This is a genomic window from Allobosea sp. TBD101 (assembly GCF_059817965.1).
Genome location: NZ_CM187543.1, coordinates 1,423,249 through 1,437,298, shown reverse-complemented (window position 1 = coordinate 1,437,298; position 14,050 = coordinate 1,423,249). Strand labels below are relative to the sequence as shown.

The following is a 14,050-nucleotide window of genomic DNA, read 5'->3' as shown; positions in this document are numbered from 1 at the left end:
CTGACGCTCCTCGCAATGACGTGTGATGCGCACGCTTCCTCAATCCGCTTCGCTCGGCGCGAGCTGGCGCACGAAGCGGCGCAGCAGCGCCTCGAAGGCGGAGAGCGCCGGCGAGGCCGAGCGGCCGCCGGGGCGAATCATCACGATATCCCGCGCGATCGACGGTTCCGCCAACGGCCGCACCAGCACCGATTTCGGCGCCACCGCCCGCGCATAGGTCGGCAGCACGGCGATGCCGAGCCCGGCCTCGACCAGCGCCAGCGCGGTCGTGATCTGCGTCACCTCATAGGCCGGCTTCAGCGTGATCTCGGCGGTCTCGTAGCCGACCTCGGCGAGCAGGCGGATGCCGCTGTCGCGGGTCAGCGTCACCAGCGGCTCGTCGGCGAGATCGCGCCACGCCACCGAATCGCATGCGGCGAAGCGACTGCCCCGGCCGCAGAACAGCATCAGGCTGTCGCGGGCGAGCGTCGTGCGCTCGATCGTGTCGTCGAGCGCCGGGAAGGTGCCGACGCCGCAATCGGCCTTGCCGAAACGCACGGCCTCGACGACGAGGTCGTTGCGCGCATCGATGATCGCGACCTGCAGGCCGGGATATTTCTGCTGCAGCGCCACGATCGTCGGCGGCATGATCACCGCCGCGAGCAAGGGCGGCACCGCCACCACGATGCGACCTCGGCGGCGTTCAGCGAGCCCGTTGGCGTTCAACACAGCCGTATCGAGGTCCTGCACGATCTTCAGCGCGGCCCCATGAAATTCGCGCCCGCCCTCGGTCAGTTCGACCCGGCGCGTCGTGCGGTCGAGCACGCGGATGCCGAGTTCCCGCTCCAGATCGCGCACGAGCTGGGAGAGCGCCGGCTGCGCCATGTTCAGGCGCTCGGCCGCCTTGGTGAAGGTGCCCTGTTCGGTCACGGCCAGGAAGGCCTGAATCTGGCGCAGCGTAATCGCCATCGATGCCCCGATTTATAAGGATAGGTTCCGAATTCATACGAATGTTACGAGTTGCCGTATACCCCGGCTCTCATGCCATCATCCCTCATCGCCCGGCATGCATGCCGGGCTGCCTGGGAGAGGGTGTCGGGCAAGGGCATTTCGGATGAGAGCGCGGACCTGCCTCGCTTCACGATGCCCGCTTTGTCCGAGCCGCTCCGGAATGCGGGAGCCGGCCTGATGAAATACGCCAAGAAGGACGCCAAGGCCTATGCCCGCGCCCATATGAAGGGCATCTGGGCGGCCGCGCTCACGCCCTTCACCGATACCCTCGCGATCGACGAGGACGGCTTCAGGCAGAACATCCGCCACTGGCTCGACGACCTCAAGATCGACGGGCTGTTCATCGCCGGCAAGCAGGGCGAGTTCTTCTCGATGTCGCTAGAGGAGCGCAAGCGCAATTTCGAGCTGGCGGTCAAGGCCTCGGCCGGCCGCGGCCAGACCATCATGTCCTGCTCCGACCAGAACATGGACGTCGTCATCGATCTGGCGAAGCACGCCCAGAAGGTCGGCGCCGACTACATCGTCGTGCACGCACCGATCCTGCATTTCTTCAAGGCGCAGGACGAGACGCTCTACGAGTACTACCGGACCATCGCCGAGAAGGTCGATATCGGCATCGCGCTCTGGAGCCACCCGGATTCGGGCTACCTGATGAGCCCGCAGCTCTGCAACCGGCTCGCCGATATCGAGAACGTCGTCGCGATCAAGTACAGCGTGCCCCGGCCGATGTATGCGGAACTCACGCGGCTGGCCGGCGACCGCATCCTGGTCAGCACGGCCTCCGAAGAGGAATGGCTCGACAACATCCTCGAGCTCGGCTGGCAGCTCTATCTCTGCTCCTCGCCGCCCTACCTCATCCAGACGGCGAACGACCGGCGCATGCGCGAATACACCGACCTCGCCTTCCGCGGTGAAGCCGATAAAGCCCGCGCCATCCGCGACAGCCTGAACCCGGTGCGCGAGGCCCTGCGCGGCACGCGCCCGGCCGAGAAGCCGCATGCACACCAGAAATACTGGCAGGAGCTGCTCGGGCAGGTCGGCGGACGCGTTCGTCCGCCGATGCTGGAGCTGACCGAGGCCGAAAAGGCCGCGACGCGCGCCGCTTTCGAGGCTTGCGGCCTCGGTAAGGCGCCGCTCGCAAAGGCCGGCTGATCGATTTCACGAATAAGGACGGGAGTGGGAACCATGGCGACCGAAGGACGGCTCAAGGCCTTCAACTTCAAGAAGTGGATCGCGGAGAACGAACACCTTCTCAAGCCGCCGGTCGGCAACAGGAAGGTGTTCGACGACGGCCAGATGACCGTGATGGTCGTCGGCGGGCCGAACCAGCGCGCCGACTATCATGACGACCCGGTGGAGGAGTTCTTCTACCAGCTCAAGGGCGACATGATGCTGAAGCTGGTCGACAACGGGAAGCACTACGACGTGACGATCCGCGAGGGCGACGTCTTCCTGCTGCCGCCGCATGTGCGCCATTCCCCGCAGCGCCCGCAGGAGGGCTCGATCGGGCTCGTGGTCGAACCGGCGCGCCATGCCGGCCAGGTCGACGGCTTCGAATGGTACTGCTTCGAATGCCAGGGCCTCGTGCACCGTATCGAGGTCACGGTCGGGGACCTCGTGAAGGACTTGCCGCCGCTCTACGAAGCCTTCTTCGCGGACGAGAAGGCGCGCACCTGCAAGCATTGCGGCGCGCTCCATCCCGGCCGCAAGCCGCCGGCCGGCTGGGTTGCTCTCTAAGCGTGCAGCACCGAAAGACGGGCTCCCCGCAGAGGGGAAGTCCGTGCTTGGATAACGGGCAGCAGCGCCTTGCGCCCCGGCCGGGGCGCGGTGATGTTGCACGGGAACAGGCCTAAGCGCGGCGGCGCAGAAACGCCGCGTCGAACCATCTCAGAGGCAAAACGGAACGACTGGAGTCCATGATGAAACTGCGCGGATTGCTTTTCGGCATCGCGACGACGCTGGCGGCCTCCACGGCGCTGGCCCAGCAGCCGGTCAAGATCGGCATGATCACCACGCTCTCGGGGCCGGGCGGCTATCTCGGCCAGGATATCCGCGACGCGTTCAAGCTCGCCATCGACCTGGAGGGCGGCAAGCTTGGCGGCGTGCCGGTCGAGCTCGTCGTCGAGGACGATGCGCTCAAGCCCGGCCAGGGCAAGCAGATCGCCGAGAAGATGCTGAAGACCGACGGCATCAAGATCCTGACCGGCATCGTCTTCTCGAACGTCGCCGGCGCAACCGTGCCCGATATCGTCGATTCCGGCGCGCTCTATGTCAGCCCCAATGCCGCGCCCTCGAACTTCGCCGGCAAGGAGTGCAACGCCAACTATTTCGTCGTCTCCTGGCAGAACGACAGCCTGCACGAGAGCGCCGGGCAATACGCCACCAATCTCGGCTACAAGAAGGCCTTCATCCTCGCCCCGAACTATCAGGCGGGCAAGGACGCGCTGACCGGCTTCAAGCGGATGTTCAAGGGCGAGATCGCCGGCGAGGTCTATACCCGCCTCGACCAGACCGACTTCGCCCCCGAGATGGCGCAGATCCGCGCGGCCAATCCCGACGTCGTCTTCCAGTTCCACCCCGGCGGCTTGGGCATCGCCTTCCTGCGCCAGTACCAGCAGGCCGGCCTGCTCGGCAAGACGCCGATGGTGCTGGCCGAGCCCTCGCTCGACGCCACCACGCTGAAGGCGGTCGGCGAAGCCGCGCTGGGCCTCAGCGTCACCGCGCACTGGAATTCCGACTTCGACAACGCCGCCAACAAGAAGTTCATGGAGGCCTGGACCAAGGCCTATAATCGCGCCCCGACCTATTATGCCAGCCAGGGCTACGACGCCGCGCTCGCCATCGCGTCTGCCCTGAAGGCGACCGGCGGCAAGACCGATGTGCCGGCGCTGCGCACGGCGATGGCAAAGGCCGATTTCCAGTCGGTCCGCGGCGCCTTCAAGTTCGGCCCGAACCAGCACCCGGTGCAGGATTGGTACGCGCTCAAGGTCGAGAAGGGCGCCGACGGCGCGCCGGTTCTCAAGACCACCGGTACCAAGGTGCTGAGCAACCACGGCGACGTCTACGCCAAGGACTGCAAGCTCTGAACCGGCCGGCCTAGCCGTTCACGCAACTCTCGTATCGGAACGGCGGCGGAGGACTATGCGCCTCTGCCGCCTGTCCGGATTTGGCATCAATGACGCTCGTTCTCGAACAATTGCTCAACGGCCTGCAGTTCGGCGTGATGCTGTTCCTGCTTGCGGCCGGGCTGACGCTGATCTTCGGCATCATGGGCGTGATCAATCTCGCCCATGGCTCGCTCTACATGATCGGCGCCTATGCCGCCGCCTTCGCCGCGGCGCAGACCGGCTCCTTCCTCCTCGCCGTTCTGGCCGGCCTCGCAGCGGCTGCCTTCATCGGCATGGTGATGGAACTCGTCGTGCTGCGAAGGCTCTATGCGCGCGACCATCTCGACCAGGTGCTGGCGACCTTCGCGCTGATCCTGATTTTCAACCAGAGCGTGACGCTGCTCTTCGGCCGCCAGCCGCTCTTCGTCGCTATTCCCTCCGCGCTGAACGGCTCGGTCCAGCTCCTGCCCGGCCTGACCTATCCGATCTATCGCCTCGCGATCATCGCGGTCGGCCTCCTCGTCGCGCTCGGGCTCTACCTGCTGATCAACCGCACCCGCGTCGGTATGCTCGTACGGGCCGGCGCCACACATCGCGAGATGGTCCGCGCGCTCGGCATCGATATCCGCCTGCTCTACACGGCCGTCTTCGCGCTTGGCGCCCTGCTCGCCGGCCTTGCCGGCCTGATGGCCGGGCCAATACTCGCCGTGCAGGTCGGCATGGGCGAGCAGATCCTGATCATGACCTTCGTCGTGGTGGTGATCGGCGGCGTCGGCTCGATCCGCGGCGCCTTCTTCGGCGCGCTGCTCGTCGGTCTCGTCGATACCTCCCTGCGCGCCTTCATGCCCGGCCTGCTGCGGCAGGTGATGACCGGTTCGGAGGCCGATGCGCTCGGCGCCGGTCTCGCCTCGATGGGCATCTATCTGCTGATGGCGATCGTGCTGCTGGTGCGGCCCAAGGGACTGTTCCCCGCCCATGTCTGAGAACGCCATCACCCGCACGGATTCGGCTGCGCCCGCGCCGGGCCGCATCGTCGCGCTGCTGGCACTGGCCGCCGCGCTGATCGCCCTGCCCTTCATCGTCAAGGCGATCGGCCAGCCGGCCCTGGTGCCCCTGGCGACGCGCGTCCTGATCTACGCTATCGCCGCCGCCAGCCTGAACCTCGCGCTCGGCTTCGGGGGCATGGTCTCGTTCGGCCACGCCGCCTTCTTCGGCATCGGCGGCTATGCCGTCGGCATCCTCTACCGGACCTTCGCCGACGATGCGCTCTTCCTCGGCTTCATCCCCGGCACGGACCAGCTTCTGATCACGCTGCCGGCCGCGATCCTCGTCGCCGGCCTCTTCGCCTGCGTGATCGGCGCGCTCAGCCTGCGCACCAGCGGCGTGCAGTTCATCATGATCACGCTCGCCTTCGCGCAGATGCTGTTCTTCCTCTTCGTCTCGCTCAAGGCCTATGGCGGCGATGACGGCATGACGATCCGCCGCCGCAATGCGCTGTTCGACCTCAACACGCGCGACGACGTGACCTTCTATTTCATCTGCCTCGCCATCGCGGCGCTGGTCTTCCTGGCGCTCTGGCGCATCGTCGGCTCGCGCTTCGGCATGGTGCTCGCCGGCATCCGCCAGAACGAGCGGCGGATGGCTGCAATCGGCATCGCGCCCTATCGCTACAAGCTCGCCGCCTTCGTCATTTCCGGCATGGGCGCCGGCCTCGCCGGAGCACTGATGGCGAACTACCTGCGCTTCGTCAGCCCCGACATGCTGCACTGGACCAAGTCGGGCGAGCTGATGATCATGGTCATCCTCGGCGGCGTCGGCACCTTGCTCGGCCCGCTGCTCGGCGCGGCAGCCCTTGTCATCCTCGAAACCGTGCTGACGAGCTGGACCGAGCATTGGCAGCTCGTGCTCGGCCCGATCCTGCTCCTCGTCGTGCTCTTCACGCAGGGCGGGCTCAACGGCCTGCTCAATCGCCTCGGCCTCGGCAGGAGCGCGCCATGACCGCGACGCTCCTCTCCGTGCGCGGCCTGCGCAAACGCTTCGGCGGGCTGATTGCCACCGACGGCGTCGATCTCGATGTCCGCGACGGCGAAATCCACGCGCTGATCGGCCCCAACGGCGCCGGCAAGACCACGCTGCTGACCCAACTCTTCGGCGAACTCTCGCATGACGAAGGCGCAATCACGCTGTCCGGCGAGGATATCGGCGCCCTGCCGACCGCCCAGCGCGTCCGGCGCGGCCTCGCACGGACCTTCCAGATCACCCAGCTCCTGCCCGATTTCACCATGCTCGACAATGTCGCGCTCGCCGTGCAGGCCCATGACGGCCACAGCTTCCGCTTCCTCGGCAATGCCCGCCGCGACGAGAGCCTGCGGGCTCGCGCCCGCCAGCATCTCGCCACGGCGGGCCTCAGCCACCGCGCCGAAATCAAGGTCGCTGACCTCTCTCATGGCGAGCAGAAGCAGCTCGAATTCGCGATCGCGCTCGCCTGCGAGCCGCGCCTCCTGCTGCTCGACGAGCCGATGGCCGGCCTCGGCCATGCCGAGAGCGAGCAGATGGTCGCGATGCTCTCGGCGCTCAAGGGCCGCGTCACCATGCTCCTGGTCGAGCACGATATGGAGGCCGTCTTCGCCTTGGCAGACCGCATCTCGGTGCTGGTCTATGGCCGCGTCATCGCCACCGGCACGGCCGAGGAAATCCGCGACAATCCGGAGGTCCGCACCGCCTATCTCGGCGAAGGAGACGCCTGATGCTGAGCGTGCGCAACCTGCAATCCGCCTATGGCCGGAGCCAGGTCCTGTTCGATGTCGCGCTCGACATCGCCGAGGGCGAGGTCGTGACCCTGCTCGGCCGCAACGGCATGGGCAAGACCACGACCGTGCGCTCGATCATGGGCCTGCTCGCGCCGAAAGGCGGCGATATCCGCTTCGAGAGCCAGGACGTCCGCGGCATCGCGCCCGAGAAGATCGCCCGCTGCGGCATCGGTCTCGTGCCGGAAGGCCGGCAGGTCTTTCCGACACTCTCCGTCCGCGAAAACCTCGTCGCCACCGCCTCGAACCGTCTCAAGCGCTCCTCGCCCTGGACGCTGGAACGGGTCTACACGCTGTTCCCTCGCCTGGAGGAACGCGCCGGACAATCGGCCCGCACCCTCTCGGGCGGCGAGCAGCAGATGCTCGCGGTCGGCCGTGCCCTGATGACCAACCCCAAGCTCCTGATCCTCGACGAGGCGACCGAAGGCCTCGCGCCGGTAATCCGGGCCGAGATCTGGGGCTGCATCGAGGCGCTCAAGGCGCAAGGTCAGTCGATCCTCCTGATCGACAAGAACATCAATGTGCTGAAGCGTATCGCCGACCGGCACTACATCATCGAGAAGGGCCGCACGGTCTGGTCGGGCTCCAGCAACGACCTCGCGAACAATGCGGAACTGGTGCATCGCTATGTCGGCGTCTGAGGACCTCCGTGAGATCGTCGCGCAGAGCGCCGAGAGCGACCCGGTCGAGGCTCTGCGCGATGCGCTGGGCGATATCCTCGCCGGGCTCATCACCGCCGGCTGCGGCCCACATCATCTTCGCGAGATGATCTGGGAGACGGATCGGCCCGAAGCCTTCCACTTGTCCCGTCATTCCGTCGAACTCGCCTATCGCGAGACCTTCGCCGGTTTCCGCCCGTCGATCCGCCTTCAGCCTCGTTCCGAGCCCGGCCTGACCATCCGCGCTCGCCATGCCGCCGCCCAGCCGCTGCCCGACACGCTCGTTGACGGTTACAGCTTGCGCGAACTCGGCCGGCAATACAGCCCGCGCCTGCAGGCCGACATGAAGGCGCTGTTCCGGCAATGGAGCCGCGACGGCGAGGCCTTCCGCGCCCGTCACGGCGCCGCCGATCTCGCCTATGGCCCGGACCGCTTCGAGAGGCTCGACCTCTACCGCCCGGCAGGCGCGACCCGCGCGCCGATCTTCGTCTTCATCCATGGCGGTTACTGGCAGGCCTCGGACAAGGTCCAACATGCCCAGTTCGCGCAGGGGCTGCTCGATGCCGGCTATGCCGTCGCCATGCCGAATTACGGGCTGGCGCCGGATACGCCGCTGGAAACAAGCCTCGCTCAGAGCGTGGCCGCCCTGAATTTCCTCGTCCGCGAATCCGACGCGCTCGGGCTCGACCCGGCGCGTTTGCATGTCTCCGGTCATTCCGCCGGAGGACATCTCGCCGCCATGGTGCTCTGCGCAGAGAACGCTCCGCCAGTCGCCTCGGCCTTGCTGCTCTCCGGCCTCTATGACCTCGCCCCCCTCGGCCACCTCCCACTCGGCCGCTTGCTCGGGCTCGACGATGCCACCCGCGCCAAAAGGCTCAGCCCCATCGCCCAGCCACGCCCGCAATCCACGCGGATCGCCTTCGCGGTCGGCAAGGGCGAGAGCGATGCCTTCAAGGCGCAATCGGTCGCGCTGGCCGCGACATGGCAGGCCCCAGCCCCCCTCATCTGTCCGGGCCACCATTTCAGCATGCTGGAAGGCCTGAACGGCGGTGCCCTGCTCGATCTCGCCTTGCGAACGGCGGAAGGCCCATGACGCAATCTCGCAATCCGCTGCGCCTCGCTCTGATCGGCTGGGGCGCCATCAACCGCCGCGTCGCGGAGCTGCTGGCGGAGCGAAGCAAGGGCGATATCGACATCGCCGCTGTCGCCGTCCGCAACGCATCCGCAGCCACCGACCTCCCGGCCGGCGCGAAGCTGATCACGACATCCGATGAGCTGGCCCGCCTGAACCTCGATCTTATCGTCGAGGCCGCCGGGCGCGAGGCCGTCGGCATCTGGGGCGAAGCCGCGCTCGACCATGCGCCGGCCTTCGCTGTCGCCTCGACCAGCGCCTTCTGCGACGACGCCCTGCTCGCTCGCTTGATCGCTGCCGCCGAGAGCAGTGGCAGCCAGCTCCTGATCCCGCCCGGCGCCCTCGCCGGGATCGACGGCATCGCAGCCGCTTCCCTGCTGCCGCTCGACGAGGTCATCCATCGCATCGTCAAGCCGTCCGCCGCCTGGCGCGGCACCTCGGCCGAAAGCCTGATCGCGCTCGATGAACTCACCGAGGCGACGGCCTTCTTCTCCGGCACCGCCCGCGAGGCCGCCTCGCGCTTTCCGCAGAATGCCAATGTCGCGGTGATCTCGGCACTTGCCGGCATCGGGCTCGACCGCACCCGCGTCGAGCTCGTCGCCGACCCCGTCGCCGGTGGCAACGGCCACCAGCTCAGCGTGCGCGGCGCCTTCGGCAAGCTCGACATCGCCATCGAGAACCGCCCGCTCGCCACGAACCCGAAATCCTCGGAAATGACGGCGCTGGGGCTGGTCAGGCTGATCGAGAACCGCGTGCGGACGCTGGTGCGCTGACCTTTTCTTGTCATTCCGGGCGCAGCGAAGCGGAGACCCGGAATCCACGACTGGGCGCCGCGCTCTTGGGTGGATTCCGGATCTGCGCCGCTTTGCGGCTTGTCCGGAAAGACAAGAGGGTAGTCCGCGTCATTCATAACCATAACAATCTGAATTTATCTGATTTAGCCGGCTGGATCGCAGAATGGCCGGCCACCTATGGTCCCCCTCAAGACCGGCGGACACGCCGCGCAGAGACTGCTGAACGCATCGCCAGCCGAGGCTTCCATGACGACCTATCCCGATCTCAAGCTCTATATCGGCGGCGCCTGGCGGAAGACGGCGGAGGAGCAGCCGGTCATCAATCCAGCCGATGAGAGCGTCATCGGCGCGGTGCCGCTCGCCTCGCAAGCCGATCTCGACGATGCGCTGACGGCGGCAGCCGAGGGCTTCAAGGTCTGGAGCCGGATGGCGCCGCGCGTCCGCGGCGAGATCATGCTGAAGGCCGCCGCGCTGATGCGCGAGCGCGTCGAGGAGATCGCCCATGCGATCACGCTGGAGCATGGCAAGCCGCTGGCTCAGGCCCGGCTCGAAGTGGTCAGGGGCTGCGAGTTCTTCGAATGGGACGCGGCCGAGGGCCAGCGCGCCTATGGCCGCGTCATCCCCAGCGAGCCCGGCATCCGCTATGTCGTGATGCACCAGCCGGTCGGCACGGTCGCGGCCTTCTCGCCCTGGAATTTCCCGATGAGCCAGCCCTGCCGCAAGATCGCGGGCGCGCTCGCGGCCGGCTGCTCGATCATCATCAAGGCGGCGGAGGAGACCCCGGCCGGCGCGCTTCATATCGCGCGGGCCCTGCATGATGCCGGCGTGCCGCCCGGCGTTTTCAACCTCGTCTTCGGCGTGCCCGCGAAGATTTCGGGCTATCTCATCCCGCAGGCGCAGACCCGGCTCGTCGCCTTCACCGGCTCGACCGCGGTCGGCAAGCATCTCTCGGAACTGGCGGCGCGCCATATGACGCCGGTGCTGATGGAACTCGGCGGCCATGCCCCGGTCATCGTCTGCGACGATGTCGATCCCATCGCCGCAGCCCATCTCTCCGCCACCCGCAAGATCCGCAACGCCGGCCAGGTCTGCACCTCGCCGACGCGCTTCTTCGTCCAGCAAGATATCTACGAGCGCTTCACCAGAGCCTTCGTCGCGCAGGCGCAAGCCGTGACGGTCGGCAACGGCCTCGATGCCGCAACCGAGATGGGCCCGGTCGCCAATCACCGTCGCATCGAGGCGCTGGAAGCGCTGACCGCCGATGCGCGGGCCCGTGGCGGGCGCGTGCTGACCGGCGGCGAGCGTTTGGGCAATCGCGGCTATTTCTTCCCGCCCACCGTCCTCACCGAACTGCCGGACGATGCCCGCGCGCTGCGCGAGGAACCTTTCGGCCCGATGGCGATCATCAACCCCGTCCGCACGGTCGAGGAGGCGATCGAGAAGGCCAATTCCTTGCCTTTCGGCCTCGCGGCCTATGGCTTCACCCACTCTGCGGCACGGGCCGACCAACTCGCCGAAGGCATCGAAGCCGGCAATGTCTCGATCAACACGCTGGAGGCCTCCGTCGCCGAGGTGCCCTTCGGCGGCGTTAAGGACAGCGGCTACGGGCGCGAGGGTGGCGCCGAGGGGCTGGCGCACTACATGACCGTCAAGACCCTGTCTCACAGGATGGTCATCTGAAGCCTTTTCAAGCGAAGTGGGCACCGGTTCGCGTGAAGAAAATGCGGGAAACAAAGAGCCCGAGTCGTCCCGCGATTTTGTGAAGCGCGAAACGACCGAGGCCGCAATGCGCCGGACCGGCTGACCGGTTATCCTGCTGGCAGGAATGCCATAGGGACGAAATATTGCGCATCAACGAGGTGGAAAGCTGGCGGCTCCGGGTTTTCCCGGCATTCTGGCCGCGATGATTCGCATTCCCCTGCTGTCTCTGCTGGCGGTGAGCCTCGGCGCCTGCGCCGTGGGGCCGGACTATGTGCCGCCCGCGCTCGACATGCCGCAGCGCTGGAGCGCGGCGGCCGGCGGCAAGACATCGCCCAGGCCGAGCGAATGGTGGCGCGGCTTCCGCGATCCCACGCTGAACGCGCTGATCGAGCAGGCCATCGCCGGCAATCTCGACGTCGCGCAGGCCAAGGCCCGCATCCGCGAAGCCCGTGCCTCGCGCGAGCAGGCGGTCGGTGCGCTCTTCCCGCAGGTCGATGGCAGCGCCTCGGCCACGCGCTCGCGCTCCTCGACGGTTACCCGCAACAGCTTCCGCGCCGGTTTCGACGCCTCCTGGGAACTCGACCTGTTCGGCGCGCGTGACCGCGCCGTCGAGGCTGCGACCTATGGCACCGATGCCGCCTTCGACGATCTCGACACGGTCATGCTGACGCTGATCGGCGATGTCGCCTCGACCTATGTCGAGGCGCGCGGCCTGCAGGCGCGGATCGTCCTCGCCCGCAGCACCGCGAAGACCCAGCGCGAGACCGAGGCGCTGACCCGCACCCGCTTCCAGGCCGGCGACATCTCCGCCATCGACACCGCCCGCGCCACTGCGCAAGCCGCCAGCACCGAAGCGCAGATCCCCTCGCTCGAAGCCTCGCTTGCCCAGAGCCAGCATCGCCTTGCCGTGTTGACCGGCCGACCGCCGGCCGCCATGGCCGGCTATTTCGGCCGCACGGCGGCAGTGCCCGGCACACCCGCCCCGCCGCGCGCCGGCATCCCTGCCGATGTGCTGCGCCGCCGCCCCGATGTCCGCTCGGCCGAACGCCAGCTTGCCCAGGCGACGGCCCGGATCGGCCAGGCCGAGGCCAATCGCTATCCCTCGGTCTCGCTGACCGGCAATATCTCGACCTCGGCGCTGAAGCTCGGCGATCTCGCCAAGAACAGCGCCATCGGCTGGTCGATCGGCCCGAGCCTCAGCGTCCCCATCTTCAACGGCGGCGAACTGGCGGCGGCCGTCGACGCGGCCCGCGCCCGGCGCGACCAGCAGGACGCAGCACTCCGGCTCACGGTGCTCACCGCGCTGCAGGATGTCGAGGACAATCTCGTCGGCCTGCGGCAGCAGCGGCTCAGGCTCGGCAGCCTGACCGAAGCCGCCCGCGCATCCGGCGAGGCCGCGCGGCTTTCCCGCGCGCTTTATACGGCGGGCACGGCGAGCTTCCTCGATGTCCTCGAAGCCCAGCGCACGCTCTACGCATCCGAGGAATCGCTGATCCAGAGCCGGGTCGTGCTTGCCACCAGCTTCATCGCGCTCAACAAGGCACTGGGCGGCGGCTGGCTGAGACCCGTCGAGGTCTCGGCGCCGGCGGTCGTCGACGCCGAGACCGGCCCGCGCCTGCGCATTCTTCCCGTCGAGGAGCCGCAACCATGAGGCTGCGCCGCCTTCTTTTCCCCGCCCTGATCCTCGCGGCCGCTGGCGGCTACTATGTCTGGCAGGCCCGCCAGCCCTCGCCGGCCGAGACCGTCAGCCTGCCCAGTGCCGAGGCGGTGATGGGCAATGTCGAGGAAGCCGTGCTCGCCTCCGGCGCACTGGAGCCGGTCCGGCAGGTCAGCGTCGGCGCGCAGGCGACCGGCCGCATCGTCTCGCTCAAGGTCAGGCTCGGCGACAATGTCGCGACCGGCGACCTGATCGCCGAGATCGACGGCATCACTCAGCAGAACGCGCTGCGCTCCGCCGAGGCCGATCTCGCCGCACTCAAGGCCCAGCGCGCCGAACGCGGCGCCAGCCTCGCCTATGCCCAGGCCGTGCTTACCCGACAGAAGCAGATGGTCGGGCAGAACGCCGTCTCGCGCGACGCCTTCGAGAATGCCGAGATGACGGTGAGCGTGACCCGCGCCCAGATCGAGTCGCTCGATGCGCAGATCCAGTCGAGCCAGGTCAAGGTCGAGGATGCCCGCGCCAAGCTCGGCTATACCCGCATCACCGCGCCGAGCCCCGGCACCGTGCTCGCCATCGTCGCGCAGGAGGGCCAGACGGTGAATGCGGTCCAGTCGGCGCCGACCGTAGTCGTGCTCGGCGACGTTTCGACCATGACGGTCAAGGCCAGGATCTCGGAAGCCGACGTGCTCAGGGTGAAGGCCGGGCAGGAGGTCTATTTCAGCGTGCTCGGCGCGCCCGAGCGGCGCTTCCCCGGCAAGATTTCCTATGTCGAGCCGGCGCCCGACACCCTGAAGACGCAGAACACGACCTCCTCCTCCAGCGCGAGCAGCTCGTCCTCTGCGGCCAGCACCAGCGCGGTCTACTACAACGCCCTGTTCGAGGTGCCGAACCCGGAAGGGCGGCTTTTGACCTCGATGACGGCGCAGGTCACCGTCATCGTCGGCCGGGCGCAGAACGTCCTCACCGTGCCCTCGACCGCCGTCCGGCGCCGTGGCCCGAACAACTTCCTCGATGTGCTCGGCACGGATGGCAAGCCGGAGCAGCGCAAGGTCACGACCGGGCTGGACAACAAGATCGTGGTCGAGATCACCTCCGGCCTGAAGGCGGGCGAGCGCGTCGTCACCACCCGCAGCAGCGGCGGCCCGGATGCGACGCGCCCGACGCGTGCCCGGCGCTCGCCCTTTGGCTTCTGAGACGCCC

General features: G+C 67.6%; 13 protein-coding genes. 12 read left to right on the top strand and 1 reads right to left on the bottom strand.

Going from position 1 to position 14,050, the window contains the following annotated elements; all coding sequences use genetic code 11:
• Window positions 1-39: 39 nt before the first annotated feature.
• Window positions 40-948, bottom strand: coding sequence for a LysR family transcriptional regulator (locus AC6RIC_RS06740; protein ID WP_499735593.1), 909 nt, complete (start codon window positions 946-948; stop codon window positions 40-42).
• A 219-nt stretch (window positions 949-1,167) separates the two neighbouring features.
• Between AC6RIC_RS06740 and AC6RIC_RS06735 the strand changes: the two genes are divergently transcribed.
• From AC6RIC_RS06735 to AC6RIC_RS06680, 12 genes are all read left to right on the top strand, one after another.
• A complete protein-coding gene (locus AC6RIC_RS06735; RefSeq protein WP_499735592.1) occupies window positions 1,168-2,142 on the top strand; it encodes a dihydrodipicolinate synthase family protein in 975 nt (324 codons plus the stop codon).
• 33 nt (window positions 2,143-2,175) lie between these two features.
• A complete protein-coding gene (locus AC6RIC_RS06730; RefSeq protein ID WP_454655628.1) occupies window positions 2,176-2,727 on the top strand; it encodes a 3-hydroxyanthranilate 3,4-dioxygenase in 552 nt (183 codons plus the stop codon).
• Window positions 2,728-2,909: 182 nt separating this feature from the next.
• Window positions 2,910-4,076 (top strand): ABC transporter substrate-binding protein, encoded by a 1,167-nt coding sequence (locus tag AC6RIC_RS06725; protein WP_499736565.1) that lies wholly within the window; start codon window positions 2,910-2,912, stop codon window positions 4,074-4,076.
• An 89-nt stretch (window positions 4,077-4,165) separates the two neighbouring features.
• The gene (locus tag AC6RIC_RS06720) at window positions 4,166-5,080 is read left to right on the top strand and encodes a branched-chain amino acid ABC transporter permease (RefSeq protein WP_499735591.1); all 915 of its coding nucleotides are present in this window, start codon (window positions 4,166-4,168) and stop codon (window positions 5,078-5,080) included.
• The gene (locus AC6RIC_RS06715; RefSeq protein WP_499735590.1) at window positions 5,073-6,095 is read left to right on the top strand and encodes a branched-chain amino acid ABC transporter permease; all 1,023 of its coding nucleotides are present in this window, start codon (window positions 5,073-5,075) and stop codon (window positions 6,093-6,095) included. Before AC6RIC_RS06720 ends, AC6RIC_RS06715 begins: the two co-directional genes overlap by 8 nt.
• A complete protein-coding gene (locus AC6RIC_RS06710) occupies window positions 6,092-6,844 on the top strand; it encodes an ABC transporter ATP-binding protein (protein ID WP_454655625.1) in 753 nt (250 codons plus the stop codon). Before AC6RIC_RS06715 ends, AC6RIC_RS06710 begins: the two co-directional genes overlap by 4 nt.
• Window positions 6,844-7,545, top strand: coding sequence for an ABC transporter ATP-binding protein (locus AC6RIC_RS06705; protein WP_499735589.1), 702 nt, complete (start codon window positions 6,844-6,846; stop codon window positions 7,543-7,545). The genes AC6RIC_RS06710 and AC6RIC_RS06705 overlap by 1 nt, the downstream gene beginning before the upstream one ends.
• Window positions 7,532-8,656, top strand: a complete 1,125-nt coding sequence (locus AC6RIC_RS06700) for an alpha/beta hydrolase (protein WP_499735588.1) — start codon at window positions 7,532-7,534, stop codon at window positions 8,654-8,656. Before AC6RIC_RS06705 ends, AC6RIC_RS06700 begins: the two co-directional genes overlap by 14 nt.
• The gene (locus tag AC6RIC_RS06695) at window positions 8,653-9,468 is read left to right on the top strand and encodes an aspartate dehydrogenase (RefSeq protein WP_499735587.1); all 816 of its coding nucleotides are present in this window, start codon (window positions 8,653-8,655) and stop codon (window positions 9,466-9,468) included. Before AC6RIC_RS06700 ends, AC6RIC_RS06695 begins: the two co-directional genes overlap by 4 nt.
• Before the next feature lie 267 nt (window positions 9,469-9,735).
• On the top strand, window positions 9,736-11,169 hold the full coding sequence (locus AC6RIC_RS06690) for an NAD-dependent succinate-semialdehyde dehydrogenase (RefSeq protein WP_499735586.1): 1,434 nt from the start codon (window positions 9,736-9,738) through the stop codon (window positions 11,167-11,169).
• A gap of 223 nt (window positions 11,170-11,392) precedes the next feature.
• Window positions 11,393-12,841, top strand: coding sequence for an efflux transporter outer membrane subunit (locus AC6RIC_RS06685; RefSeq protein WP_499735585.1), 1,449 nt, complete (start codon window positions 11,393-11,395; stop codon window positions 12,839-12,841).
• Window positions 12,838-14,043: an efflux RND transporter periplasmic adaptor subunit gene (locus AC6RIC_RS06680; RefSeq protein WP_499735584.1), complete on the top strand. Its 1,206-nt coding sequence runs from the start codon at window positions 12,838-12,840 to the stop codon at window positions 14,041-14,043. The genes AC6RIC_RS06685 and AC6RIC_RS06680 overlap by 4 nt, the downstream gene beginning before the upstream one ends.
• The last annotated feature ends 7 nt before the right edge of the window (window positions 14,044-14,050 follow it).

Coding starts and splice junctions, on each gene's coding strand:
- AC6RIC_RS06705 (WP_499735589.1), top strand. CDS start 6,844: ATGCTGAGCGTGCGCAACCTGCAATCCGCCTATGGCCGGAGCCAGGTC.
- AC6RIC_RS06720 (WP_499735591.1), top strand. CDS start 4,166: ATGACGCTCGTTCTCGAACAATTGCTCAACGGCCTGCAGTTCGGCGTG.
- AC6RIC_RS06715 (WP_499735590.1), top strand. CDS start 5,073: ATGTCTGAGAACGCCATCACCCGCACGGATTCGGCTGCGCCCGCGCCG.
- AC6RIC_RS06700 (WP_499735588.1), top strand. CDS start 7,532: ATGTCGGCGTCTGAGGACCTCCGTGAGATCGTCGCGCAGAGCGCCGAG.
- AC6RIC_RS06740 (WP_499735593.1), bottom strand. CDS start 948: ATGGCGATTACGCTGCGCCAGATTCAGGCCTTCCTGGCCGTGACCGAA.
- AC6RIC_RS06730 (WP_454655628.1), top strand. CDS start 2,176: ATGGCGACCGAAGGACGGCTCAAGGCCTTCAACTTCAAGAAGTGGATC.
- AC6RIC_RS06725 (WP_499736565.1), top strand. CDS start 2,910: ATGAAACTGCGCGGATTGCTTTTCGGCATCGCGACGACGCTGGCGGCC.
- AC6RIC_RS06685 (WP_499735585.1), top strand. CDS start 11,393: ATGATTCGCATTCCCCTGCTGTCTCTGCTGGCGGTGAGCCTCGGCGCC.
- AC6RIC_RS06710 (WP_454655625.1), top strand. CDS start 6,092: ATGACCGCGACGCTCCTCTCCGTGCGCGGCCTGCGCAAACGCTTCGGC.
- AC6RIC_RS06735 (WP_499735592.1), top strand. CDS start 1,168: ATGAAATACGCCAAGAAGGACGCCAAGGCCTATGCCCGCGCCCATATG.
- AC6RIC_RS06695 (WP_499735587.1), top strand. CDS start 8,653: ATGACGCAATCTCGCAATCCGCTGCGCCTCGCTCTGATCGGCTGGGGC.
- AC6RIC_RS06690 (WP_499735586.1), top strand. CDS start 9,736: ATGACGACCTATCCCGATCTCAAGCTCTATATCGGCGGCGCCTGGCGG.
- AC6RIC_RS06680 (WP_499735584.1), top strand. CDS start 12,838: ATGAGGCTGCGCCGCCTTCTTTTCCCCGCCCTGATCCTCGCGGCCGCT.